The sequence below is a fragment of the Streptomyces sp. NPDC046805 genome, from assembly GCF_040645355.1.
Classification (GTDB): Bacteria; Actinomycetota; Actinomycetes; order Streptomycetales; family Streptomycetaceae; genus Streptomyces.
On sequence record NZ_JBEYYC010000007.1, the window covers coordinates 41,569 to 66,104 of the forward strand.

18 protein-coding genes are annotated in these 24,536 nt (G+C 71.6%); 13 read left to right on the forward strand and 5 right to left on the reverse strand.

All coding sequences use genetic code 11. The features are described 5' to 3' along the window. Nucleotides 1-260: 260 nt before the first annotated feature. The 7 genes from ABZ910_RS10025 (at nucleotide 261) to ABZ910_RS10055 (ending at nucleotide 7,677) form a co-directional block, all read left to right on the forward strand. Nucleotides 261-1,418: an ATP-binding protein gene (locus tag ABZ910_RS10025; RefSeq protein ID WP_361361810.1), complete on the forward strand. Its 1,158-nt coding sequence runs from the start codon at nucleotides 261-263 to the stop codon at nucleotides 1,416-1,418. Continuing rightward, nucleotides 1,415-1,756 carry a nucleotide pyrophosphohydrolase gene (locus tag ABZ910_RS10030; RefSeq protein ID WP_361361507.1) on the forward strand — a complete coding sequence of 114 codons (342 nt, stop codon included), beginning with the start codon at nucleotides 1,415-1,417 and terminating at the stop codon, nucleotides 1,754-1,756. The genes ABZ910_RS10025 and ABZ910_RS10030 overlap by 4 nt, the downstream gene beginning before the upstream one ends. Nucleotides 1,757-1,954: 198 nt before the next feature. After that, nucleotides 1,955-2,425, forward strand: coding sequence for a DUF6099 family protein (locus ABZ910_RS10035; RefSeq protein WP_361361509.1), 471 nt, complete (start codon nucleotides 1,955-1,957; stop codon nucleotides 2,423-2,425). Nucleotides 2,426-2,541: 116 nt separating this feature from the next. Next, nucleotides 2,542-3,465: an LLM class F420-dependent oxidoreductase gene (locus tag ABZ910_RS10040; RefSeq protein ID WP_361361511.1), complete on the forward strand. Its 924-nt coding sequence runs from the start codon at nucleotides 2,542-2,544 to the stop codon at nucleotides 3,463-3,465. Nucleotides 3,466-3,660: 195 nt separating this feature from the next. Further along, a complete protein-coding gene (locus ABZ910_RS10045; RefSeq protein ID WP_361361513.1) occupies nucleotides 3,661-4,896 on the forward strand; it encodes an arginine deiminase in 1,236 nt (411 codons plus the stop codon). A 119-nt stretch (nucleotides 4,897-5,015) separates the two neighbouring features. Further along, nucleotides 5,016-6,023 carry an ornithine carbamoyltransferase gene (argF, locus tag ABZ910_RS10050; RefSeq protein ID WP_361361515.1) on the forward strand — a complete coding sequence of 336 codons (1,008 nt, stop codon included), beginning with the start codon at nucleotides 5,016-5,018 and terminating at the stop codon, nucleotides 6,021-6,023. Between the two features lie 187 nt (nucleotides 6,024-6,210). Then, nucleotides 6,211-7,677: an amino acid permease gene (locus tag ABZ910_RS10055; RefSeq protein ID WP_361361517.1), complete on the forward strand. Its 1,467-nt coding sequence runs from the start codon at nucleotides 6,211-6,213 to the stop codon at nucleotides 7,675-7,677. Here ABZ910_RS10055 and ABZ910_RS10060 read toward each other — a convergent pair. Then, nucleotides 7,637-8,074 carry an ATP-binding protein gene (locus tag ABZ910_RS10060; RefSeq protein WP_361361519.1) on the reverse strand — a complete coding sequence of 146 codons (438 nt, stop codon included), beginning with the start codon at nucleotides 8,072-8,074 and terminating at the stop codon, nucleotides 7,637-7,639. The two genes, ABZ910_RS10055 and ABZ910_RS10060, sit on opposite strands and share 41 nt — an antisense overlap. A gap of 209 nt (nucleotides 8,075-8,283) precedes the next feature. On the opposite strand from ABZ910_RS10060, the gene ABZ910_RS10065 reads away from it, so the two are divergent. Next, nucleotides 8,284-9,111: an enoyl-CoA hydratase family protein gene (locus ABZ910_RS10065; RefSeq protein ID WP_361361521.1), complete on the forward strand. Its 828-nt coding sequence runs from the start codon at nucleotides 8,284-8,286 to the stop codon at nucleotides 9,109-9,111. A 4-nt stretch (nucleotides 9,112-9,115) separates the two neighbouring features. After that, nucleotides 9,116-11,461 (forward strand): bifunctional salicylyl-CoA 5-hydroxylase/oxidoreductase, encoded by a 2,346-nt coding sequence (locus ABZ910_RS10070; RefSeq protein WP_361361523.1) that lies wholly within the window; start codon nucleotides 9,116-9,118, stop codon nucleotides 11,459-11,461. A 52-nt stretch (nucleotides 11,462-11,513) separates the two neighbouring features. Here the strand turns inward: ABZ910_RS10070 and ABZ910_RS10075 are convergent, their stop codons facing one another. Beyond that, nucleotides 11,514-12,326 carry a PaaX family transcriptional regulator C-terminal domain-containing protein gene (locus tag ABZ910_RS10075; RefSeq protein WP_361361524.1) on the reverse strand — a complete coding sequence of 271 codons (813 nt, stop codon included), beginning with the start codon at nucleotides 12,324-12,326 and terminating at the stop codon, nucleotides 11,514-11,516. Between the two features lie 31 nt (nucleotides 12,327-12,357). After that, nucleotides 12,358-13,959, reverse strand: a complete 1,602-nt coding sequence (locus ABZ910_RS10080; RefSeq protein WP_361361526.1) for an AMP-binding protein — start codon at nucleotides 13,957-13,959, stop codon at nucleotides 12,358-12,360. Between the two features lie 206 nt (nucleotides 13,960-14,165). On the opposite strand from ABZ910_RS10080, the gene ABZ910_RS10085 reads away from it, so the two are divergent. The 3 genes from ABZ910_RS10085 to ABZ910_RS10095 all read left to right on the forward strand — a co-directional run bounded on the left by ABZ910_RS10085 (nucleotide 14,166) and on the right by ABZ910_RS10095 (nucleotide 16,742). After that, nucleotides 14,166-15,341, forward strand: a complete 1,176-nt coding sequence (locus ABZ910_RS10085; protein ID WP_361361528.1) for an acyl-CoA dehydrogenase family protein — start codon at nucleotides 14,166-14,168, stop codon at nucleotides 15,339-15,341. After that, on the forward strand, nucleotides 15,338-15,736 hold the full coding sequence (locus ABZ910_RS10090; RefSeq protein ID WP_361361530.1) for a RidA family protein: 399 nt from the start codon (nucleotides 15,338-15,340) through the stop codon (nucleotides 15,734-15,736). Before ABZ910_RS10085 ends, ABZ910_RS10090 begins: the two co-directional genes overlap by 4 nt. Before the next feature lie 544 nt (nucleotides 15,737-16,280). After that, nucleotides 16,281-16,742 carry a DUF6299 family protein gene (locus ABZ910_RS10095; protein ID WP_361361532.1) on the forward strand — a complete coding sequence of 154 codons (462 nt, stop codon included), beginning with the start codon at nucleotides 16,281-16,283 and terminating at the stop codon, nucleotides 16,740-16,742. A 252-nt stretch (nucleotides 16,743-16,994) separates the two neighbouring features. Here the strand turns inward: ABZ910_RS10095 and pglZ are convergent, their stop codons facing one another. Further along, nucleotides 16,995-19,937 carry a BREX-2 system phosphatase PglZ gene (pglZ, locus tag ABZ910_RS10100; RefSeq protein WP_361361534.1) on the reverse strand — a complete coding sequence of 981 codons (2,943 nt, stop codon included), beginning with the start codon at nucleotides 19,935-19,937 and terminating at the stop codon, nucleotides 16,995-16,997. Next, the gene (locus ABZ910_RS10105) at nucleotides 19,937-23,848 is read right to left on the reverse strand and encodes a phage resistance protein (RefSeq protein WP_361361536.1); all 3,912 of its coding nucleotides are present in this window, start codon (nucleotides 23,846-23,848) and stop codon (nucleotides 19,937-19,939) included. Before ABZ910_RS10105 ends, pglZ begins: the two co-directional genes overlap by 1 nt. 330 nt (nucleotides 23,849-24,178) lie before the next feature. On the opposite strand from ABZ910_RS10105, the gene ABZ910_RS10110 reads away from it, so the two are divergent. Further along, nucleotides 24,179-24,532, forward strand: a complete 354-nt coding sequence (locus ABZ910_RS10110; protein WP_361361538.1) for a hypothetical protein — start codon at nucleotides 24,179-24,181, stop codon at nucleotides 24,530-24,532. Nucleotides 24,533-24,536 lie beyond the last annotated feature (4 nt).

Consider the following 24,536-nt stretch of genomic DNA (forward strand, 5'->3'; position numbering starts at 1 on the left):
CGCCTTTCGCATCCTCCGCGTCTTCCGCCTCCTCCGAGTCCTCTGAGTCCTCTGAATCCTCCGTGCCCGTCCCGCGCCGCGGGACCGGCGTGCCCGATCCCCGGGCTCCGTTCGCCCGTGCCGGCGAGCCGGAGCCGGAGCCGGAGCCGGAGCCGGGGCCGGGGCCCTGGGGCCCGTCCGCCGGTGCTGCCGAACCGGCGCCGTCGGGTCCGCTGCCCGATCCGGCCTCGTCCGCGCTGCCCACGCCGTCTGCCCCATCACTGTCCGCCGCGTTGTCCGAGCCCTCGGCTCGCTCGGTGCCGGCAGTGGGGCGTCCGTGTCTCACCGAGTTGCGGCTGTCCGCGTTCGCCGGGCACCGGCGCGCCCAGTTTCCGCTCGGACCGCTCACGCTCTTCGCCGGGCCGAGCGGCTGCGGGAAGTCGACCGCGCTGCGGGCGTACGAGGCGCTCGCCCGGCTCGGCGGCGGCGCCCCGCTCACGGAGGTGTTCCGGGACCCGGCCGCCTGCGTGCCCGAGCGCGCCCGGCCCGACGCCCAGCGCCGCCGCGGCTTTCGAATCGGCTGTACGACGGACGGCCCCGAGGGTCCCGTCCGGCTCGACGTCGCCGTGCAGGCCGAACCCGAACTGCGCATCGTGGGCGAGCGGTTGACGGCGGGCGGTCTCGTACTCCTGGAGACGGCCCTGCGCGACCCGAGCCGCCGCGCCGTGCAGGCCGCCTGGCACACCGCGGGAGCGTCCTCCGTGACGCGCGCCCCGCTCCCCGACGACCGGCTCGGTACCGCCCTGCTGCCGCTGCGCGTGGCCGGCGCGACGGACGGGCAGCGCCATGTGCTCGCCGCCGCCGAGCAGACGGTGGTCGCCCTGCGCTCCGTCTTCGCCTGCGACCCGCGGCCCGAGAGGATGCGCGACGCGACGCCCATGGGCTCGGGCCGGCTCCTGTCCGGCTGCGACAACCTCGCCGACGTCCTGTGGCGCACCCGCTCGGAGTGCGGCCGTCGGCACGCGCAGCTCGTCGCGACCCTGCGCGCGGGCTGCGCGGGACCCGTCGCCGACCTGCTCGCCGAGCCGCTGCGCGACGGCACCGTACGGGCGCTGCTGGACCGCGGCGACGGCATCCGCACCGAGCTCGGACTGCTGGGCGACGGGGAGTTGAGGTACCTCGCGCTGGCCCTGGTGCTCCTCACCGGACCCGGGGTGCTCGAAGTCGACGCGCCCCGCGAGGTGCCCGACGCGATGCGGGCGCTCACCGTCCTCGGCGACGGCCTCGACCGGGCCCTGGACGCCCGGCAGCGCACGGAACTGCTGCGACTCACGGCGCGGATGTGCGGGCAGGGTCACATCCGGTTCGTCGGGGCGGTGAGCGACGCGTCGTGGGCCGCGGGGGTGGACGGCGTCACGGTGGTACACCTGGACCTGTGACGGAACACCTGGACGTGGCGAAACTGCAGCGCCGGCTGGCCGAGTTCGCGGCCGCGCGGAACTGGCAGCCCTTCCACACCCCCAAGAACCTCGTGGCCGCCCTCAGCGTGGAGTCCTCCGAACTGGTCGAGATCTTCCAGTGGTTGACGCCCGAGGAGTCCGCCCACGTCATGGACGACCCCGGCACTGCGCACCGCGTCACGGACGAGGTGGCCGACGTGCTCGCCTATCTGCTCCAGTTGTGCGAGGTGCTCGGGATCGATCCGCTGGCCGCGTTGGACGCCAAGATCGACCGCAACGAGCGGCGGTTCCCGGCGCCCGGCGCGGACGACGCCTAGCCCGACGAGGGCCCCGACTCGCGGAGCGCCGCACTCCGTTATCACGCTCCGAAGTCAAAAAGTGCGCCGAATCCCAATTGTTGTCCACAGATTTCCGTCTTCCTCTGGCTTTTCGCCCCACGTGCCCTCACTCTGGGTAGTGAACAACGGAGTTCGGGTGGACGTGCGAGGAGTACGTCGGACAGACGGGGGCAGCGCATGGACGCGATGCGGCTCATCGTGACGAGCAGGCGTGCCCTGGCGCGAAGCGGCAGCGCGCCGGAGATCCTTGCGGAGGTGTGGCAGGCCCAGGCCCTGGCCCAGGCCATAGGCAGCCGCCTGGCGGTCTTAGGGCCCCCGGAGCTGCGGGGCGAGGCACTGGGTCTGACCGAACTGGCCGGCCGGGGCTGCGGTGTCCTCAGCGCGCCCGACCTCGACCCGGGCCGGCTGCGCGCCGCCCAGCTCACCGAACTGGACGACACCCGCCAGACCCTCCTCTGCCTCGGCGGCCTCCTCGGCGAGGTCGGCATCGCCCTGGTCGGCATGGCGAGCGCCGCCGACGACGAGGCGACGTACTGGCAGTGCATGGAGGCGATCGACGCCACCGACGAGTCCCGCGACCGGGTCCTGGAGATGCTGCGCAAACTCGCGGCCAGGGAGGAGGCGTTACCGGAGAGGGAGGCGGGCTAGCAGGTGGGGAGGGCGCACGGCAACGGCGACATCGGCCGAGGTTCACCCGACCGGGGACGGAGGTGACGGGCGGCGCCGATGAGGTTGACGAGGCTCTCACCATGCAGGATGGAGGTATGGACCTGCGAATCTTCACCGAGCCCCAGCAGGGGGCCACCTACGACACCTTGCTCACCGTGGCGAAGGCCACCGAAGACCTCGGCTTCGACGCGTTCTTCCGCTCGGACCACTACCTCAGCATGGGCAACGTGGACGGCCTGCCCGGCCCCACGGACGCCTGGATCACCCTCGCCGGTCTGGCCCGTGAGACCAAGCGCATCCGCCTCGGCACCCTCATGACCGCCGGAACCTTCCGCCTGCCCGGCGTGCTCGCCATCCAGGTCGCCCAGGTCGACCAGATGTCCGGCGGCCGTGTCGAACTGGGCCTGGGCGCGGGCTGGTTCGAGGAGGAGCACAAGGCGTACGGCATCCCCTTCCCCAAGGAGAAGTTCGGCCGCCTGGAGGAGCAGCTGGCCATCGTCACCGGCCTGTGGGAGACCAAGGTCGGCGACACCTTCGACTTCCACGGCACGTACTACGACCTCACCGACTCGCCCGCGCTGCCCAAGCCCGCCCAGGCGAAGATCCCGGTCCTGGTCGGCGGCCACGGCGCGACCCGCACGCCGAAGCTGGCGGCGCGGTTCGCCGATGAGTTCAACATTCCCTTCGCCTCCATCCATGACAGCGAGCGGCAGTTCGGCCGGGTGCGCGCCGCGGCCGATGCGATCGGCCGCCCGGCCGACGAGCTGACGTACTCCAACGCCCTGATCGTCTGCGTCGGCCGCGACGACCAGGAGGTGGCCCGCCGGGCCGCCGCGATCGGCCGTGACGTCGACGAGCTGAAGATCAACGGCCTGGCCGGCTCCCCGGCCGAGGTCGTCGACAAGATCGGCAAGTACGCCGAGATCGGCTCCGAGCGGATCTACCTCCAGATCCTCGACCTCGCCGACCTGGACCACCTGGAGCTGATCTCCTCCCAGGTCCAGTCCCAGCTGTCCTAGGACGTCCCCCGGTCCGTGCCCCGCCCCGGCGAAAACCACTGGAGTCGGAGCCGGTGGACCCGCGGCTTTGAGCCGGACAGCCGGACAGCCGGACGGGGGCGTTTTCGCTCGTGGCAGGAAGGACGGGGGGAAATCGAGGGCGCGTAAACGGGCGACCGGAGGGTGAACGCGGCCGTCGTTGGTCAGGATGGAGGCATGGGATTCCATGTCGACTCCGAGGCCGGGCGGCTGCGCCGCGTCATCCTGCACCGGCCGGATCTCGAGCTCAAAAGGCTCACCCCCAGCAACAAGAGTGCCCTTCTCTTCGACGACGTGCTGTGGGTGCGCCGGGCGCGTGCCGAGCACGACGGATTCGCCGACGTGCTGCGCGACCGCGGGGTCACCGTCCACCTCTTCGGTGACCTGCTCGCCGAGACCCTGGACGTCCCGGCCGCCCGGACGCTCGTACTGGACCGCGTCTTCGACGAGAAGGAGTACGGCCCTCTCGCCACCGACCACCTGCGGGCCTCCTTCGAGACCCTGCCCTCCCACGACCTGGCCGAGGTCCTGGTCGGCGGGATGACCAAGCGGGAGTTCCTGGACGCGCACGCGGAGCCGGCCTCCGTCCGCTTCCATGTCATGGACCTGGACGACTTCCTGCTCGGACCGCTGCCCAACCACCTCTTCACCCGGGACACCTCCGCCTGGATCTACGACGGCGTCTCGATCAACGCGATGCGCTGGCCGGCCCGGCAGCGCGAGACCGTCCACTTCGAGGCGATCTACCGGCACCACCCCCTCTTCCGCGACGACTACCGCGACGGGGCGTTCAGCGTCTGGTCGGAGGGTCAGGCCGACTACCCCTCCACCATCGAGGGCGGCGACGTCCTGGTGATCGGCAACGGCGCGGTCCTCATCGGCATGAGCGAGCGCACCACCCCGCAGGCCGTGGAGATGCTCGCGCACAAGCTGTTCGCGGCGGGCTCCGCGCGCACCATCGTGGCCCTCGACATGCCCAAGCGGCGCGCCCTCATGCACCTCGACACGGTGATGACGATGGTCGACGGCGACACCTTCACCCAGTACGCGGGGCTCGGCATGCTCCGCTCGTACACCATCGAACCGGGCGTCGGGGACAAGGAGCTCAAGGTCACCGACCACCCGCCGGAGCACATGCACCGCGCGATCGCCGCCGCCCTGGGCCTGAACGAGATCCGTGTCCTGACCGCCACCCAGGACGTGCACGCGGCGGAGCGCGAGCAGTGGGACGACGGCTGCAACGTCCTCGCCGTCGAGCCCGGTGTCGTCGTCGCCTACGAGCGGAACTCCACCACCAACACGCATCTGCGCAAGCAGGGCATCGAGGTGATCGAGATCCCGGGCAGCGAGCTGGGGCGTGGCAGGGGCGGGCCGCGGTGCATGAGCTGCCCGGTGGAGCGGGAAGCCGTTTAGACGAGACGTCGTATACGGGTGGGTATGAGACATCTCATAGATCAGCTCAGCGGCGTATATAAATGTAGAACCCCGTATACACTTCCAGGGTTAAGTGTTCTCGTACGTCTGGAGCGCCCATGGCGACAGTCCCGACCGCCCTCGCCGGCCGCCACTTCCTCAAGGAGCTGGACTTCACCGGCGAGGAGTTCCGCGGTCTCGTCGCGCTGGCCGCAGAGCTCAAGGCGGCCAAGAAGGCCGGGACCGAGACGCGCCACCTCATCGGCAAGAGCATCGCGCTCGTCTTCGAGAAGACCTCGACCCGTACGCGCTGCGCCTTCGAGGTCGCCGCCGCCGACCAGGGCGCGCACACGACGTACCTGGACCCGGCGGGCTCGCAGATCGGGCACAAGGAGTCCGTGAAGGACACCGCGCGGGTGCTCGGCCGGATGTACGACGCCATCGAGTATCGCGGACACGGACAGGGCGTCGTGGAGGAGCTGGCCGCCTACGCCGGGGTTCCCGTCTACAACGGGCTCACCGACGAGTGGCACCCCACGCAGATGCTCGCTGACGTGCTCACCATGACCGAGCACAGCGACAAGCCGCTGACCGAGATCGCCTACGCCTACCTCGGCGACGCCCGCTACAACATGGGCAACTCCTACCTCGTCACCGGCGCCCTGCTGGGGATGGACGTCCGGATCGTCGCGCCCCGGCTGCTGTGGCCGGACGACACGATCGTCGCCCTGGCCCGGCAGCTCGCCGGTGCGTCCGGCGCCCGCATCACGCTCACCGAGGACGTGAAGGAGGGCGTGCGCGGCGCCGACTTCGTCGCCACCGACGTCTGGGTGTCGATGGGCGAGCCCAAGGAGGTCTGGGACGAGCGGATCGCGCTGCTCGGACCGTACGCCGTCACCATGGACGTGCTGCGCGCGACCGGGAACGACGACGTGAAGTTCCTGCACTGCCTGCCGGCCTTCCACGACCTCGGCACGGACGTCGGCCGCGAGATCCACCAGCGGCACGGCCTGTCCGAACTGGAGGTCACCGACGAGGTCTTCGAGTCCGAGTACTCCGTCGTCTTCGACGAGGCGGAGAACCGGATGCACACGATCAAGGCGGTCCTCGTGGCCACACTCGGCTGAATCCCGTAGCCGCACGCGACCGATTCCCCTGGTCGCACTCGGCGGATCTGTGACCCACATCCTTGCGTGACCCGCCTCACCTGCACTTATCCTGACCGCGGCCCGGGGCCACCCCTCGCCCATGGCCGCTGCAGCGCCCCGACCCCACAGGCCGCGCCCGCACCACCAGAAACGAGCACGACCCGCAATGCCCGCTCCACGCATCAAGTCCCCCCACCTCCTGCTGGCCGAAGCCGGCGCCGACCGCGAGGGCCACGGCCTCAAGCGCACGATGGGCCTGTTCCAGCTCATCTGCTTCGGCGTCGGCGCGATCGTCGGCACCGGCATCTTCGTCGGCCTCTCCGACTCGGTCGCCCAGGCCGGCCCGGCGGTCGTCGTCTCGTTCGTCCTGGCCGCGATCACCTGCGTCTTCACGGCGTTCTCCTTCGCCGAGCTGGGCGGCGCGATCCCGGTCTCCGGATCGTCGTACTCCTTCGCCTACGCCGGCCTCGGCGAGTCCACCGCCTTCCTGGTGGGCTGGTGCCTGCTGCTCGAGTACGGCGTCTCGATCTCGGCCGTCGCCGTCGGCTGGAGCCAGTACGTCAACGAGCTGCTGCACAGCCTCATCGGCTGGCAGCTGCCCGCCGCGCTCTCGGCGGGACCGGGCGACGGCGGGGTCATCAACCTGCCCGCGGTGCTCGTCATCGCCATGGCCTCCGTGCTGCTGATGCGCGGCGTGCGCGAGAGTGCCCGGGCCACCGCCGCCATGGCCGTCGTCAAGCTCGCCATCCTGGCCGCGTTCTGCGCCATCGGCTTCAGCGCGTTCAAGGACGGCAACCTCACCCCGTTCTCCCCGGCCGGCCTCGGCGGCATCGGTGCGGGCACCACGGCCGCGTTCTTCTCGTACATCGGCTTCGACGCGATCACCACGGCCGGCGAGGAGGCGAAGAACCCGCGCCGTCACATCCCGGTCGCGATCCTGGTCTGCATGGGCATCGTCACGCTGCTGTACTGCGCGGTCGCCCTCGCCGCGATCGGCGCCATCGGCGGCAAGCAGGTCGGCGGCCGACCCGCCGCGCTGTCCTACGTCGTCAACGAGGTCACCGGCTCGACCATCGGCGGCGGAGTCATCGCCTTCGGCGCGGTCGTCGCCATCGCCTCGGTCGTGCTCGCCGTGATGTACGGCCAGACCCGCATCCTGATGTCGATGGCCCGCGACGGCCTCGTCCCGCGCGTCTTCGAGAAGGTCTCGCCCAAGACCTCCACGCCGGTCGCCGGCACCCTGATCGTCGGCATCGTCTTCGCGATCCCGGCCGCCTTCTCCTCGCTGGACGCGGTCGTGAACCTGAGCACCATCGGCACGCTCGCCATCATGGCCGTCGTCAACATCGTGGTGATCGCCCTGCGCCGCCGTGAGCCGGGCCTCGCCCGCAGCTTCCGGGTGCCGCTGTACCCCGTGCTCCCGCTGCTCGGCATCGTGTTCTGTCTGTACCTGATGTACGAGACGGGCTGGGAGGCCCTGATCCAGTTCGCGGTGTTCCTCGCGGTCGGAGCCCTGGTGTACGTCGCCTACGGGCGCCGGCACTCCACGCTCGCGAAGGCCTCCGGCACCGAGGACGCCGCCGACGCCGAGGTCACGCCCGACGCCGCTGAGCCGGTACGACAGGCAGTCTGAACCACACCGCCTTGCCCGCCTTCGTGGGCCGGTGGCCGCAGGAGGAGCTGAGGGCGCGGATCAGCAGCAGTCCGCGCCCGTGCTCCTGCCACGGGTCCGGCGCTTCCAAGGTGGGGCGGGTGAGGGGGGCGGGCGGCGCCGGGTCAGGGTCGTGCACCTCGACCTGGCAGCCGGTCGGCCGTACCTCCACCACCAGCTCGATGGGGCCCTCTCCAGCGGCCGTGTGCTCCACGGCGTTGGCGACCAGCTCCGCCGTGAGCAGCTCCGCGGTGTCGCTGTCGGCCGCGGTGTCCAGCTCGCCCAGGGCCGTACGGACCAGGGCGCGCGCCACCGGCACGGCCGCGGTGGTGTGCGGCAGTGCGATGCGCCAGGAGGCCGATGCGGCGGGTTCGTACAAGGCGGGTCCGTTTCATGGAGCAGGCGGTCCTGCTTTCAACCTCATGAATGGTACGGCGCCCGGTCAGCAATGGATTCGACGGGGACCGCACGTTTGTCGCATCGTGTTGCGCCATCGTGACGACAGTCACAAACAAGTGATAGCTTCGTGAGGGTAGAGGTACGTAGCGCTACGTGAGGCACCGCTCGCCCCCGAGGAGGCCGCACCTCATGAGTCCCTTCACCGGCTCCGCCGCCCGCACCTCCGACTGGGAGCACCTGCGGGTCAAGTTCTCCGAAGGCGTCGCCACCGTCACCCTCGCCCGCCCCGAGAAGCTCAACGCCCTCACCTTCGGCGCCTACGCCGACCTGCGCGATCTGCTCGCCGAGCTGTCCCGGGAGCGGTCCGTACGGGCCCTGGTGCTGGCCGGGGAGGGGCGCGGCTTCTGCTCCGGCGGCGACGTCGACGAGATCATCGGCGTGACCCTGTCCATGAACACCGCCGAGCTGCTCGACTTCAACCGGATGACCGGGCAGGTCGTGCGGGCCGTACGGGAGTGCCCGTTCCCGGTGATCGCGGCGCTGCACGGGGTGGCCGCGGGCGCGGGCGCCGTGCTGGCCCTCGCGGCGGACTTCCGGGTCGCGGACCCGACGGCCCGGTTCGCCTTCCTCTTCACCCGTGTCGGCCTGTCCGGCGGTGACATGGGGGCGGCCTATCTGCTGCCCAGGGTGGTCGGCCTCGGCCACGCCACCCGGCTGCTCATGCTGGGCGACCCGGTGCGGGCGCCGGAGGCCGAGCGGATCGGCCTGATCAGCCAGCTGACGGAGGAGGGCCTCGCGGACGAGGCCGCCCAGACCCTGGCCCGCCGCCTGGCCGACGGCCCGGCGCTGGCGTACGCCCAGACGAAGACCTTGCTCACGGCCGAGCTGGACATGCCGCTGGCGGCGGCCGTGGAGCTGGACGCCTCGACCCAGGCGCTGCTGATGAACGGCGAGGACTATGCAGAGTTCCACGCGGCGTTCACGGAAAAGCGGCCGCCGAAGTGGAGGGGGCGGTAACTTCATGCCGACCTCACGGGCGCGCGGAACTGCGCGACAAGCCACGACGCACCAGCAGCCGCGAGACGAAGTCAACCATCCCCTACGGGTGGCGATCATCGGCGGCGGTCCAGGGGGCCTGTACACAGCAGCTCTGCTGAAGCGGCTCAACCCGGACCGGGAGGTCACCGTCTGGGAGCGCAACGCCCCCGACGACACCTTCGGCTTCGGCGTGGTTCTCTCCGACGAGACACTCGGCGGCATCGAGCACGCCGACCCCGTGGTCTACGAAGCCCTCCAGAAGGATTTCGTGCGCTGGGACGACATCGACATCGTGCACCGGGGCGAACTGCACACCTCCGGCGGCCACGGCTTCGCCGCACTCGGCAGGAGACGGCTCCTGGAGATCCTGCACGAGCGCTGCCGCAGCCTCGGCGTGGAGCTGCGCTTCCGAGCCGAGGCGCCCGACCCCGCCCGGCTCTCCGAGGCGTACGACCTGGTTGTCGCCGCCGACGGTGTGCACAGCACCACCCGCGAGCGGTACAGCCATGTGTTCCGGCCCTATGTGGCCCAACACCACTGCCGCTACATCTGGCTCGCCGCCGACTTCGCCTTCGACGCCTTCCGCTTCGAGATCGCCGAGACCGAGCACGGCGTGATGCAGCTGCACGGGTATCCGTTCTCGGCCGACGCCTCGACCGTCATCATCGAGATGCGCGAGGAGGTGTGGCGGGCCGCCGGGTTCGAGGAACTCGGCGAGCAGGAGTCCATCGAGCGCTGCGCCAAGCTCTTCGCCGACGCGCTCGGCGGCCGCACGCTGCGCTCCAACAAGTCCGCCTGGACCACCTTCCGTACCGTGGTCAACGAGCGCTGGTCGCACGGCAACGTCGTCCTGCTCGGCGACGCCGCCCACACCGCCCACTTCTCCATCGGCTCCGGCACCAAGCTCGCCGTCGAGGACGCCCTCGCCCTGGCGGCCTGCCTGGAGGAACAGCCGTCCCTCCCCGAGGCGCTCGCCGCCTACGAGGAGGAGCGCAAACCCGTCGTCGCCTCCACCCAGCGCGCGGCCCGCGCCAGCCTGGAGTGGTTCGAGAACCTCGAACGCTATCTCGGCCAGCCGCCCCGCCAGTTCGCCTTCAACCTGCTCACCCGCAGCCGCCGAGTGACCCATGACAACCTCCGGCTGCGCGACGCCCACTTCACCGGGGCCGTGGAGCGCGAGTTCGGCTGCCCGGACGGCACGCCCCCGATGTTCACCCCGTTCCGGCTGCGCGGCCTCACCCTGCGCAACCGGGTCGTCGTCTCGCCGATGGACATGTACTCGGCGACCGACGGCGTCCCCGGCGACTTCCACCTCGTCCACCTCGGCGCCCGCGCGCTCGGCGGCGCCGGGCTCGTGATGACGGAGATGGTGTGCGTGAGCGAGGAGGGCCGCATCACGCCCGGCTGCACCGGCCTCTACACGGGCCGGCAGGCCGAGGCATGGAAGCGGATCACCGACTTCGCGCACACGCAGGCGCCGGGGACCGCGATCGGCGTGCAGCTCGGCCACAGCGGGCGCAAGGGCTCGACGAAGCTCATGTGGGAGGGCATCGACGAGCCGCTGCCCGACGGCAACTGGCCGCTGGTCGCGGCCTCCCCGCTGCCGTACAAGCCGGGCAGCCAGATCCCGCGCCAGCTGTCCCGCGCCCAACTCACCGACATCCGCGAGCAGTTCACGGCCGCAGCCTGGCGCGCCGCCCGCGCCGGCTTCGACCTGCTCGAACTCCACTGCGCCCATGGCTATCTGCTGTCCGGCTTCCTCTCCCCGCTGACCAACCGGCGCACCGACGCCTACGGCGGCTCGTTCGAGAAGCGGCTGCGCTTCCCGCTCGAAGTCTTCGACGCCGTACGGGCGATGTGGCCCGAGGAGCGGCCCATGACCGTGCGCATCTCGGCCACGGACTGGGCCGAGGGCGGCACCACCGCCGAGGAGGCAGTGGAGATCGCCCGCGCCTTCGCCGCGCACGGTGCCGACGCCATCGACGTCTCGACCGGGCAGGTCGTCGCCGACGAGCGGCCGGAGTACGGGCGGTCGTACCAGACGCCGTTCGCCGACCACATCCGGCACGCGACCGGCATCCCGGTGATCGCGGTCGGCGCAATCTCCTCCTGGGACGACGTCAACTCCCTGATCCTGGCCGGGCGTACTGACCTGTGCGCCCTGGCCCGCCCCCACCTCTACGACCCGAACTGGACGCTGCACGCCGCCGCCGAGCAGGGGTACGAGGGTCCGGGCATCGCCTGGCCCGCTCCCTACCGTGCGGGCAGCCGGCCCCCGCAGACCGGCCGCACGGACGCGCCCAAGCCGCGCTTGTCGCTGGACGCTTGAGGGACTTTCGGAGAGTTCGAGTGAGCTTGAGGGGACAGGGGGACGGTACGGGTCAGGCGCCGGCGTAGGTCGCGCCCGCGTCCCGCAGTCGCTCGTGCAGGCCCTGGAAGACGGCCGCGGAGCGAGCGCCCGGCCAGTCGGCGGGCAGCAGGGCCGCGGGCAGACCGGGGTCGGTGTAGGGGAGGTGGCGCCAGGAGTCGAGGGCGAGGAGGTAGTCGCGGTACGCCTCTTCGAGCGGGGTGTCCGTGCGCCGCTGCCAGGCCTCCAGCACGGGCGCCTGCACGTCGAGGAACGCCTCATGCTCTTTGGCGATCGCCGTCAGGTCCCACCAGCGGGCGACCGCCTCGACGGTGGGCGCGAACCCGAGGTGCTCGCCGCGGAAGAAGTCCACGTACGGGTCGAGCCCGAGCCGCTCCAGGGTGTGGCGCGTCTCCTCGTACAGCCGGGCGGGGGCGATCCACACGCCGGGGGTCGCGGTGCCGAAGCCCAGCCCCGCCAGCCGCGAACGCAGCACGTGCCGCTTCTGCCGCTCCGACTCGGGCACCGAGAACACGGCGAGCACCCACCCCTCGTCCTGAGGGGGTGCGCTCGCGTAGATGCGCCGGTCGCCGTCGTCGAGCAACTGCCGCGCCTCCGGGGACAGTCCGTACCCGGCCGCGCCATGCGCCGTACGGGCGGGGACCAGTAGTCCGCGCCGTTTCAGACGGGACACGGACGAGCGCACGGACGGCGCGTCCACGCCGACCGCGGCCAGAAGCCGGATCAACTCGGCGACGGGTACCGGACCGGGCATGAAGCGGCCGTACGCGCCGTAAAGCGTGACGATGAGGGAACGGGGGGCGTGCTGCTCGGACACGTTGATCATTTTAGGTCGTCGGCGTCCCTGCTGGTCACCATTACCGCTGGTCACCGTCGGTGCGCAGGCGAAATCGCTGGAGCTTGCCGGTCGCCGTGCGCGGCAGCGCGTCCAGGAAGACGATCTCGCGCGGGCACTTGTACGGCGCCAGTTCGGACATGACGAAGGTGCGCAGCGCCTCGGCGTCCCGCACCACACCCTCCTTCAGCACTATGTAGGCCACCACCACATGGCCGCGCGCCACATCAGGGCGCCCGACCACGGCTGCCTCGACCACATCCGGATGGCGCAGCAGCGCTTCCTCGATCTCCGGTCCTGCGATGTTGTACCCCGCCGAGATGATCATGTCGTCGGCGCGGGCCACATAGTGGAAGTAGCCATGGGTGTCGCGCACATAGGTGTCGCCGGTGACGTTCCAGCCGTCGCGCACGTACTCCCGCTGCCGCGGATCGCCGAGATAGCGGCAGCCGACCGGACCGCGCACGGCCAGCAGCCCCGGCTCCCCGTCGGGCACGGGCTTCCCGTTCGCGTCCTGCACGCGCGCGTGCCAGCCCGGGACGGGCACGCCCGTCGCCCCGGGCCTGATGTGCTCGTCGGCGGCGGAGATGAAGATGTGCAGCAGCTCCGTGGCGCCGATGCCGTCGATGATGCGCAGGCCGGTGCGCTCGTGCCAGGCCTGCCAGGTGGTGGCGGGCAGATTCTCGCCCGCGGACACGCAGCGCCGCAGCGAGGAGGCGTCGTGGCCGCCAGGACCGTCCAGTTCCTGGAGCATCGCGCGGTACGCCGTCGGCGCGGTGAACAGCACCGACACCCGGTGCTCGGCGATCGCGGGCAGCAACTGCCGGGGACCCGCCTGTTCGAGGAGCAGGGCGCTGGCGCCGACGCGCATCGGGAACACCACGAGCCCGCCGAGGCCGAACGTGAAGCCGAGCGGGGGACTGCCGGCGAACACATCGCCCCCATGTGGTCTGAGCACATGCTTCGAGAAGGTGTCCGCGACGGCGAGCACATCCCGGTGGAAGTGCATGCACCCCTTCGGCCGACCGGTGGTACCGGAGGTGAAGGCGATCAGCGCGACGTCGTCGGCCGCGGTGTCCACGGCGGTGTACGGCGTCTCGGGCGCCGGACGGTTCAGGAGGTCGTCGTCGGCGTCACCGCCGTACGTCGTGATGCGCAGCCCGGGGATCTCGGCCTTCACGAGGTCGTCGACGGCACGGACGTCGCACAGCGCGTACTCCACCCGGGCGATCTCGCCCACCGTGGCCAACTCGTGCGGGCGCTGCTGGGCCAGCACGGTGACCGCGACCGCGCCCGCCTTCAGCACCGCCAGCCAGCAGGCCGCGAGCCAGGGCGTGGTCGGCCCGCGCAGCAGGACGCGGTTGCCGGGCACCACACCGAGGTCGCCGGTGAGGACGTGCGCGATGCGGTCGACGCGGGCGCGCAGGTCGCCGTACGTCCACGACGGGCCGGTGGGCGTGTGGAACACCGGGCGGTCGGGGTCGGCGTGGTCCAGGAGTTCGGCGGCGCAGTTGAGCCGGTCGGGGTAGCTCAGCTCCGGCAGGTCGAAGCTGAGCTCGGGCCACTGTTCGGGCGGCGGCAGGTGGTCGCGCGCGAAGGTGTCGACGTGGGCCGAGACGTTCATGGCGGTTCGCCCCCTGCCTGATGGGCCGGTGCCTGGGCTGGTGCCCGACGGGCGCGTGATGGGCGCGTCAGCGGGCAGGCATCAGGAGCGTATCGTGTTGGTGACGACAGTCAACAGGGCGCGATATCGTCGCTGGGAACGTCGGGATCACCGAGCGGGATCGTCGAGCGCGCGCCTGACGACCCGCCGTGGAGGGAGGAACGGCCGTGCCCGCATTCTCACTCGAACCGGAGCAAACCGCCTGGTGCGCCGAGCTGCGCACCCTCGCCGCCGAACGGCTGCGCCCGCTGGCCGATAAGGGCGAGCCCGGCCGCGTCAACCGCCCCCTCGTCGCCGAACTCGGCCAACTCGGCCTTCTGTCCCGCCTGTTCACATCCGGCGCCCTCGACCTCTGCCTCATGCGCGAATCCCTGGCGTACGCCTGCACGGAGGCGGAAACCGCCCTCGCCCTGCAGGGCCTGGGCGCCCACCCGATCCATGCCCATGGCACACCCGCGCAACGCGCCCACTGGCTGCCCCGCGTGACCGAGGGCACGGCGGTGGCCGCGTTCGCGCTGAGCGAGCCGGGCGCCGGATCGGACGCGGCGGCGCTGGCACTGCGGGCGGTGCCGGACGGCGAGCCCGAAGGCCCCGACGGCCCTCGGCGCTGGCGGCTCACAGGCGAGAAGTGCTGGATCTCGAACGCCCCCGAAGCCGACGTCTACACCGTGTTCGCGCGCACCACACCCGGCGCCGGCGCCCGCGGTGTGACCGCCTTCCTCGTCCCCGCCGACCGCCCCGGCCTCACCGGCACCCCCCTTGAGATGCTCTCCCCGCACCCCATCGGCAGCCTGACCTTCGACGCCGTACCCGTCACCGAGGACGACGTACTCGGCGAGGTCGACCGGGGCTTCAGGGTCGCGATGGGCACCCTCAATCTCTTCCGGCCCAGTGTCGGCGCCTTCGCGGTCGGCATGGCACAGGCGGCACTCGACGCCACCCTCGCACACACGCGCCAACGGGACGCCTTCGGCGCCAAGTTGATGGATCTCCAGGCGATCGCCCACCAGATCGCCGAGATGGCCCTGCGCACGGACGCGGCCCGCCTGATGGTCTACGCGGCGGCGACGGCCCACGACTCGGCGGCCCCGGACGTCCCGAAACGCGCCGCGATGGCGAAGCTGCTCGCGACCGAGACCGCCCAGTACGTCGTCGACGCGGCCGTCCAACTGCACGGCGCCCGCGCCCTGCGCCGCGGCCACCTCCTCGAACACCTCTACCGCGAGGTGCGCGCCCCGCGTGTCTACGAGGGCGCCAGCGAGGTCCAACGCGGCATCATCGCCAAGCAGTTGTACGCGACGGCCCCGCATCCCGCCCCGCACTCCACCACGGAGGCCCCGTGACGACCGAGCGACTGAACCCGCCCGACCTCTCCCCACCCCTCGGCTTCTCCCACGCCGTGGTCGCCACCGGCACCCGCGTGGTCTTCCTGGCCGGCCAGACCGCCCTGGACACGGACGGCAAGATCCAAGGCGACACCCTCCCCGAGCAGTTCGAGAAGGCGCTCACCAACCTCCTCACCGCCCTGCACGCCTCCGGCGCCACCCCCGCCGACCTCGCCCGCGTCACCGTCTACGCCACGGACGTCGCCGACTACCGCACCCACGCCCGCGAACTGGGCCGTATCTGGCGGCGCTTGGCCGGCCGGGACTACCCGGCGATGGCGGTCGTGGAGGTCGTACGACTGTGGGACGAGCGGGCGTTGGTGGAGCTGGACGGGTTCGCGGTGCTGCCCTAGATCCCGAAGGGTGGGGGTCGGTTGGTCCGTTGCCCGGCGGCAGACCTGGAGGGCGGAAGTCGGCGCCGGTGGGCCCCCTGTTGTGTCGGTGGCAACCCGTAGGGTGCGCGCAACCTCTCGAAGGACGAGGCCGTGCGACGCAAGCGTGCGGAGCTCGATGGGGAAGTTCCCACAGACGCTGAAGAGGCCCTCGCTCGGGCCGCAGGGGCTGGCATCCCAGCCACGGCGCAGCAGCCCCGGATCGAGGAGTTGCTGCGCTCACGGGAGACCTTTGCCGAGGACCTCTTCATCGCACTGCTGGACGGATTGGGCTTTCCCAGTGCCAGGCGGCTCGGCTGCGGTGGCGGGGAGCCGGGCAAGGGATGACCTGCCCGGCCGAGCCGGCCTGGTGAGGGGCCGTGTCGTGCCTGAACGTGTCCGACGTGCCACCGATGGAGTGACAATCAGCTAAATCATCGCGGACGCCCGGTAAGAACCTGGGGGAGCCCCTACCGGTCCCACCGGCCACCGGCTCTACTCACTCCACCCACCCGAGAGGTACCCCATGCCCGCACGCCCCGCCCTCGCAGCAGCAGTCAGTGCCGCCGCGCTGCTGCTCGCCACCTGTGCCGCCGCCCCCGCGATCGCCGCCCCCTCGACAGCAACCCCCACCACCGCCGACTCCGGCGAAACGGTGACGGTCGACTCCATCGGCCGTGTCACGGCGGACGGCACCGTCACCCTGTCCGGCACCTATCGCTGCACCGGCAACACGGAATCCGTGTTCGTCGGCTCCTCGGTCGGTCAGAGTCCGTCCTCGGTCCGCCACGGCATCGGCGCCACGCTGGCCGTGTGCGACGGCGTCGAGCGCCGTTGGGAGAACTCCGGACAGGTGTGGCGGGGCATGATCGCGCCCGGTGAGGCCCATGTCCAGACTGTCGTCATGGAGTTGCGCCCCCAGGGCGGCCTGCCGCTGCCGTACTTCCACGCCGCCCAGCAGCAGGACGTGACGCTCGTCGCCTACTGAGGCGCACCCCTGGCGAACAGCGCACGCCTCACGGCACGCGCCACACGCCGCACCAAAAGGGGCGGGAGCCGGGGCATCGCCCCGGCTCCCGCCAGCGGCGCCCCACCACTCTTTGCAGACGTTCCAGTACGGCCAGCAGGTGCCAGCCGCGGTCGTCACCGGCGAAGGCTGTCAACTCGATCCGGAACGGGGACCGTTGCACGGGACACTTGGGGCACCGCACGCCCGCTTCGGGGATGCCGCCGAGGGGGGTCAGCCGAGCCCGAACTGCTCCCGCAGCAGCCCCGGATGCAGCCGCACGGTACGCCCGTCCGGCAGCGTTTCCAGGACCTGCACGCCGTCGTAGCTGAGCAGCTGGCGTAGGACAGCGGCGAAGCCGTCGGCCCGCGTCGCCGGATGCCCGGCGCGTTGTGCCAGCGCCGTCACGGGCAAGGTGCCACCGGCGTCCAGCAGCGCGGCGACCGCCTTCTGGAACTTGGCCATGTCCCGTTCCGGCGGCTTGCGTGCCAGCAGTTCGGTCTGGCTGTGCAGCGCGTCCGAGGCGAAGAGGCGTGCCACGAGAGAGTCGGCCGGCCTCTGCTGCTCCGTAGAAGCAGCAGACGAGACGCTCGGCACTTGGGAGTGGTCGAAGAGCGAATCGTGTGTCTCGGCGATCTCCGCCTGTGCCTTCATGGCCTGCGTCGGCCGGGTCGGCCGTTGCGCGGGTGCCGCGGGCGACGGACGAGGGGCGACCGGCACGGTGGCCGGCTCGTCCAGGTGCCACCAGGACGGCCGCTGGTCGCCGAGTTCCCGCCAGTCCTTCGGCGCTGCGGCTCCGAACGGCAGGAAGGCCAGCACCGGGATGGCGAACTCGGCGAGGGAGGCGCCCCCGTGGTAACCGGCCTTGAGCGACGTGTATCGGGAGTCGGCGTCCCACAGGGCGACGATCGACGCGCCGGGCTCCGGCCACACCACCCGGGGACCGGTGAGCTCGACTTCGGAGGGCCCGAGGGGACCGCCGGGTGCGCGGTGCCGGGCGGAGCCGGGCGCGGCCGCCTCGGCCTTCGCGCCGTGCCGGTCCACGACGTGGCCGTGATCGCTGGTGACCAGTACGGCCATGCCCTGGGCGGCGGCGACCCGCAGCAGGTCCGGCAGGCCCGGGACGTGCTCGGGCAGCCAGGCGCCGTCGCCGAGCTTCTGTTCCTTGGCGAGCCGGTCGTCGATGGCGTTGAGGACCACCGCGACGTGCGTACGGCCGTCGGCGAGCGCCTCGGTCAGGGCCGGGCCGAAGGTCTCCCCGGCGGTGGCGGCACGCAGGTCGTCCTTGTGGAACACGGCCGCCGGCTGACCGCCCCACAGCTTCAGCGCCGGAAACAGCCGCTTCTCGTCGGCCTGCGAGCCCTTCATCAGAGTGCCGGTCAGTAGCGCGGTGCGGGACACGGCCGTGACGGTGGGCAGCGCGGCGGCCACGGACCGACGGCGCGGCTCGCCATCCGGCAGTGGGTCGAACTCCGCCCAGGTGGCGCGCAGTTCCTCGGCCAGTTCGCTCGCGATGGCCGCGCTCATGCCGTCCAGGACGAGGAGCAGCACGCGCCGTTCGCCGCCCGCCCGCACGACGGGCTTCACGACCCGGCCGAGGAAGCTCTCCACCGTGAGCATGGAGCCGGGCTGTGTCCCCGCCGCCGTCCAGGTGGCCAGAGCCTGGGCGAAGTGCCGGTCGATCTCGTGGCGCCGCTCGCGCACGCGCACGGCGAGCGCGTCGTAGGCCGACTTCAGGACGGGATCGGGGTCCCCGCCCGCCTCGATGTGTTCGAGCGCCTGGTCGACCCAGCCCGTCTCGGCGATCTGGCGCTCTATGGCCGCGGCCACGGTCGCGCACTCGACGGCCGGATCGCCCGCGAGCCAGTGAGCCAGACGGCTGCCCATGCGGGCCCGCTCGATGCGGGCGCGGGCACCGGGGCCGTCGGCGCGCTTGTGGGAGTCCAGCGCGCGCACGGCCTCTGCCACGGTGACCGGCTTGCCCGCCGTCAGGGCGTGCCCCACCGCGGTGAACCGCGCCTCCAGGCCGGCGGGCAGCAGAGGGCTGGTCCGTCCGGCCGACTCGGCGCCGAACTGCCGTGCCAGAGCCGCCGCGCGCTCCAGCACGGTGTCGCTGACGCGTCGCGCCTCACGCGCGTCCTCCGAGGCCGCGGCGGAACCCGGGCGGCGGTCCGCCACGGCGAGCAGCGCGGCGACGTACTCCTCGCAGGCGCGCGCGAACACGGCGGCCCGCGCGTCGAGTTGCTCACTGGTGGCCGACGGCTGCTCCCCGAACCAGCGCTCGGCGCGGCCCCGCGCCCGGTAGGTGTCGGCGTCGGCGGGTGCGTGCAGCCACAGCGCGCCGCAGACCAGCCCGAAGGCGACCGCGTCCGCGCCGTGCTCGGCCTCCACCAGGGCGAGCAGCGCCCGGCCCGTGAGACCGGCCTGGTCCTCCTCGCCGAGGAACTCGGCCAGCCCGGCGCGTTCCGGGCCGCGCAGTTCGAGCAGCAGCTCGGGTCCGCCGGGCGTGAGGGCCCACCGCAGCAGGGAGTGCGGGTCCAGCGTCCCGCCCGCGGGAACACCCGCCGCAGCGCCCGGTGAACGGTCCGCGTCGGTCCCGTAACCGCCCAGCCGCAGCCGTCGCATCGCCAGCGCGGACAGGGCTGTGCGCCGGGACAGGATGCCCCCGGCGAGTGACGGCCAGCCGCCCGGCGGGGTGGCGTCCAGCAGGGCCTCGGCGGCCCAGTCGGCGTCCCGGAGCCGCTGGTCGACCTGCTCGGCGCCGAACGCCTCGCGGACCACGTCCCAGCTGTCCACGGTGTCGATGCGCTGCTTGTGGACGCGGGCCAGGATCGCCGGGTCGAGCTCGCTCTGCTCCCGGTCGGTCAGGACCACCAGCATGGCCGGCCCGGGCCTCTCGGGGCCGGCCGATCGCCCGGCGAGATGGTCCAGGACCAGTTCGTGCACCGCGAGCGGGGACGGGGCGGCGGCGATACGGGCGGTGTGCCCGTCGCCCCAGACCGGATCGGCCGGTCCGTCCCAGACGGGCTCGGAGCGCAGTAGGACCACCCGTCGCTTGTCCTCGCCCCTCAGGGACGCGGCCAGCGACGTGTGCGACGACAGGTACTGCGTGACGGTCGCGAGGTTCAGCCGGATGGCGATCGGCCCGGCCGCCTCGACAGCGGTGACGGTACTCATCAGTCGACGACCCGCCAGGAGATCTCGACAGTGGCGCCGGGCTCCTGTGCCACCAACTCGGCCAGTGACGCCTGGAGTTCGGCGACAGCGCGGGCCGCCGTCGTACGGCCGCCGCCGGACCGGCGGGCCCGGCCGCCGCCCGACGACCTTGCTGCCGCCGACGGCTGCACCGGGATCTCGGGCACCGGCGGGTGGCTGGTGTCCCTCGACAGCGACACGTCCCCCGCGCCGGGCCGCGGCGGGGCGGGCGGCACCGGCAGCGCGGCGGCGCGGTTCCGCTTCACCAGGGCCAGCACCTCGCGCTGGGTGCGGGGCAGCGCCTCGTGCAGCGGGTAGGTCCGCTGGTCGCTCTGCGCCACGTTCCGCAGCGAGTCCAGCAGGGCCAGCCCCTCGGGCCCTTCGTCCGCCGCCAGCTCCAGCGTCGACCAGGACGCCGAGTCCAGCGCCTGCGCGACCGTCCGCGCCTGCTTGACGGACGTGCCGTAGCGGTCCGCCGTCACCTGCCCGAGGTCGAACGACGCCAGCGCCTCCACCGTCTTCTTCGCGCCCGCCGCGCCCTGCCCGGCCGCCTGCGTCAGCGCCTTCAGCAGGTCGACGGAGCGCCGCGCGAGGGCGAGGCGGCCCGCCTCGTCGGTCTCGTCCAGCAGCAGGAAACCGGCGTGTGTTTCCAACTGCCGTACGAGGTCGGCGGCCGGCTCCTGGAAGGCGCGGGCGACGTCGGTGATCCGGCGGGCGAACTGGTTGACGATACGACCGCGGCGCAGCGTCGGCGCCGTCTCGCCGAAGATCGCCTCGAACCGCTGCCGGGCCGCCTCCCAGTCCTCCTCGGACGGCAGCGGCTGGCTGCGCAGCGCGTCCTGCCCCTTGATCTGCGCCGGCTCGGGCGCGGGATCGAGCGGTATACCGCCGCGCACCCACACCCGGTCGTCCATCTCCGCGAACGACGCGACGACGAGCCGGGCGAGGAAGTCGGGCAGACCACGGGGGTGGGGCTCGTCCGTCCAGTCGGTCAGCGTGATCAGGGTCAGGTCGCCGGTGATGCCACGCTCGCGCGCCAGCTTGCGGAAGTGGTCGGCCCAGTACGGCCACAGCTCGAAGTACGCCTCCTTCTGCTGCCCCAGCCGCAGCGGCCCCGCGACCCGCTGCATCAGCCTGCGGTCCACGCTCGGCACCTCGGCACGGCCGTCACGGGCCTCGGCGGCGGCGCGCACGTGCGTGAACACCTTGCGCGCGTCGGCGGGCTTCATCGTCCAGCCCGGGTCGTCGGCCGCGAGGTCCGGGTGGTCGGGGTACTGGCTCACCAGCAGCTTGCGTGCGATGTGCCGCAGCCCCTCGTGCATCGACTGCCCGAAGGACAGCGTGAGCCCGTCGACCTCGCGCAGCGACTGCAGATGGTCGGAGAAGCCCAGCTCGACGTCGGACTCCTTCTTGTCGGCGAGGCCGTAGGCCTGCTTGAAGGCGGCCTTGACGTTCCTGAGCAGCGACTCGCGCTGGGTCTCCAGCAGCCCCTTGGCACGGGCGCGATTGTCGGCGTTGAGGTGGCCGGCGTACTGGCCGTTGAACCGCTGGTCGTCGGCGAGCGCCTTGTCGATGACGACGAGCCGCCGGAAGTCGGCGTACCGCTGCGCGGACAGGTGCGCGGGCAGCCAGGCGGCGGTCCGCGACCGCTCGCCCTGCTGCCGCTCCCGCAGCCGCCGCATCCGGTCGACGTCCTCGGCGGTCCCGTACTCGCTCTCGTCGTACGGCAGGTCGACGACGATCCGCCACAGCCCCTCCTCCTGGGGCGTCAGATCGTGGTCGGGCAGCTCGTCCTCGTCGGCGACGTTCCCGAACACGATCTCGGCGCTGCGCTCGGTGCCCCGCCACACGAAGTCGACGTGCAGCGTCAACTTCCCCTGTTCGACACCCAGTTCCTCGGCCAGCAACCGTTTGGCGAGGGCCTGCCGGTTGGCCGGGTTGTCGTTGACCTGGGCGTTGGCGATGACCGAGTCGACGTCCACGCCGGACAGTTCGAGCCGCACGCCCGGGTTGGCGTCGGTGCCGGTCTCCTTGATCTCCGGGAACCGGCCCGCCCACTCGGCGACCTTGTTCTTCAGGATGCCGTACTCGCGCCCCGGTATCGGGGCCACCACCGAGCCGTAGTTGAGCGCGGACAGCCGACGGATGGTGAGGTCGGACAGCGCGGGCACGCTCGGCGCGAGCGCGGACAGCAGCAGGGTGCCGATGATGCGGTTGTCGCCGACGAAGCTCTTCACTCTGCCGCGCAGATCGGGGTCGGTGATGCTGTCGGGCCCGCGGTGGGTGTACTGCTCGACGTCCTCCTCGGTCACGTTGTAGGTCGCGAGGAGGTAGGGGCGCAGCTTGGTGCGGTACAGCTTGTCCGCGGCCTCGAAGACGACCTTGAGGCTGTCGGTGAACGGCTTGTCACCGCCGGCGGTGATCAGCGGGTACAGGTCGCCCACCGGGATGAGGTCCCCGAGCCGCAGCTCGTCCCGGTGGTCGGCGAGCAGCTGGCCCATGAGCTTCATACCGGTCCGGTTGCGCTGGAGCGCCGAGGACACGTGCACCAGGGTGTCCATGAAGGCGGGCGAGAAAGGGTACGTCAGCCGGAAGCTCTCCTCGTCCGCACCGACCCCGTCGCTGCCCCGCTCGGAGCCCAGCAGCGTGTCCCACACCTCCTGGCGGACCTTGCGGGTCTTCTCGAACTCGGCGTTGATCCGTGCGGCGGCCTCGGGGCTCCTGGGCCGGAGCAGTCGGGCGTGGGCGATCTGCGGCAGGTTGCGGTCCTCGAGCGTGATCTTGTCGAACCGGCCGGAGGCCTGGTTGAGGGTGTCCTGGACCGACGCCTCCGCGGCGCCCGACAGCTCCTCGCCGACCAGCTCGCGCAGATCGCGCTGGCGGGCTATGAAGGACACGATCGGGATGGCCCGGCGCGCGTCGGCCCCCTCCACGAAGTTCGTGATCTTCCCGGCCTCACGCCCCACGAACTTCTGGTCGTGGATGAGGGTGGCGAGCCACAGGATCAGCTCGTCGAGGAAGAGGATCAACCCGTCGTAGCCCAACTCCTTGGCATGGGCGGCGATCACGGACAGACCGGCGTCGAGCGAGATGAACCCGTGCTCGCTCTCGGCGGCGCTCTTGGCGAAGCCGGGCAGCAGGTTGGTGCTCGCGTCCTGTACGAGACGGGCGCGTAACTCGGCTGGCGTGGAAGGGCTGACGAGGTTGAGGGCCTGCCCCGACTCGTGCACCTCCTCCGCGCCGAGCGCGGTGTCGAGGAGGGCGGGCGTCCACGCGAAGGACTCGCCCCACTCGTCGTCCCCGTCCTCGGCGCCCGCCCCGTCGGCCGAGGCGAGCCCCTCGACGATGAACGTGTCGCCGTGGCGGGCCCGCAGCGCGCGGATGTCCTCGAACAGCGCGTCGGTCCGGTACACCTGCGGGGTCGGCGCGTCCGGATGCAGCTTCTTGACGTGGGAGACGTAGCCGCCGAGGACCCGCTGCTCCATCGCCTTCGCACCGAGCATGTGGTACGGCACGAGCAGGAACCTCTTCCCGTCCGTGGTCAGCCACTCGTGCTTGGTGAAGAGCCGGTCGAACTCCTGCCGCCCCCGGGCGGCCGGCCGCCCGCTGAGCAGGGCGTGCAGCACGGCCATGAAGTGCGACTTACCGGAACCGAACGAGCCGTGCAGATAGGCCGCCTTGGAGGTGTGCCCGTCCAGCGCCGACTTGATGAGCCCCAGCGCCTCGTCGAAGTTCTCCCGCAGCCGCTCCGTGACCACGTAGTCCCTGAGCGCGCGTTCAGCGCCGTCGCCTGTGGTCGCCTCGGATAACCGCAGCACGAAGTCCGACGTCGATATCGACTCCTTGATGTCGATCACATCGCGGAGCAGGGACGGCTGTTGGGCCTGAGTCATCAGAGGTCTCGCTCTCCTTCGCCGGGCCGATGACTGGCGGCACGGCGTGTGGTACGTGCCGTGCGCACATTCTCGGGTATGGAGGCAAGGCGGGGGAACTGTGGGGACGGCCCTCATCTCGCCCAGTCCTACGACGAGTTCGGCCACCGTACGGCCGTCACCGATCAGATCGCCGCACGACAGGTGTAACCACCGGCACGACGGCGGCCGGGATGGGCTTGGCCTGCGGCTGACGTCGCTTGTCGAGCAGGTGTTCGGGGTGCGACCATGCGGCTCGTGACAATCTCTTCAAGATCATCCTTTGGCAGTACAGCGCCGCTCTTCCGCTGGGTGGCCGCTGCCCGTAAGGCCCCCATCAGCCCGGCGAAGGACGTGGCCGACTTCCACCAGGGCGTCGAACTCCGCGTACGTGCACTGTTCGTCACGCCGGACAGCAGGATCAAGGCGCAGTGGGGCGAGTTGCGCCTCTCGAACTCCGCGGACGCCGCGTGGAAGGCCAAGGTCGGCAAGGACGCGTTGACGATTCCGCTCGCCACCACCACGATCGCCCCCGCGGCCAACCACATCTACATGGGCACCGCCGCATTCGACCTCACGCTCGCCGACGGGAACGTGCAGCGCATGCGGGTCTACACCCGAGACGCCGCGCTGGTCACTGCCTTGTTCGGCAACGCAGTCGCCTAGCTTG

What these genes read in the sequence shown, in the direction of transcription:
- ABZ910_RS10035 (WP_361361509.1), top strand. Translation starts at nt 1,955, where the DNA reads ATGGACGCGATGCGGCTCATCGTGACGAGCAGGCGTGCCCTGGCGCGA.
- ABZ910_RS10040 (WP_361361511.1), top strand. Translation starts at nt 2,542, where the DNA reads ATGGACCTGCGAATCTTCACCGAGCCCCAGCAGGGGGCCACCTACGAC.
- ABZ910_RS10045 (WP_361361513.1), top strand. Translation starts at nt 3,661, where the DNA reads ATGGGATTCCATGTCGACTCCGAGGCCGGGCGGCTGCGCCGCGTCATC.
- argF (WP_361361515.1), top strand. Translation starts at nt 5,016, where the DNA reads ATGGCGACAGTCCCGACCGCCCTCGCCGGCCGCCACTTCCTCAAGGAG.
- ABZ910_RS10055 (WP_361361517.1), top strand. Translation starts at nt 6,211, where the DNA reads ATGCCCGCTCCACGCATCAAGTCCCCCCACCTCCTGCTGGCCGAAGCC.
- ABZ910_RS10065 (WP_361361521.1), top strand. Translation starts at nt 8,284, where the DNA reads ATGAGTCCCTTCACCGGCTCCGCCGCCCGCACCTCCGACTGGGAGCAC.
- ABZ910_RS10070 (WP_361361523.1), top strand. Translation starts at nt 9,116, where the DNA reads ATGCCGACCTCACGGGCGCGCGGAACTGCGCGACAAGCCACGACGCAC.
- ABZ910_RS10075 (WP_361361524.1), bottom strand. Translation starts at nt 12,326, where the DNA reads ATGATCAACGTGTCCGAGCAGCACGCCCCCCGTTCCCTCATCGTCACG.
- ABZ910_RS10080 (WP_361361526.1), bottom strand. Translation starts at nt 13,959, where the DNA reads ATGAACGTCTCGGCCCACGTCGACACCTTCGCGCGCGACCACCTGCCG.
- ABZ910_RS10095 (WP_361361532.1), top strand. Translation starts at nt 16,281, where the DNA reads ATGCCCGCACGCCCCGCCCTCGCAGCAGCAGTCAGTGCCGCCGCGCTG.
- pglZ (WP_361361534.1), bottom strand. Translation starts at nt 19,937, where the DNA reads ATGAGTACCGTCACCGCTGTCGAGGCGGCCGGGCCGATCGCCATCCGG.
- ABZ910_RS10105 (WP_361361536.1), bottom strand. Translation starts at nt 23,848, where the DNA reads ATGACTCAGGCCCAACAGCCGTCCCTGCTCCGCGATGTGATCGACATC.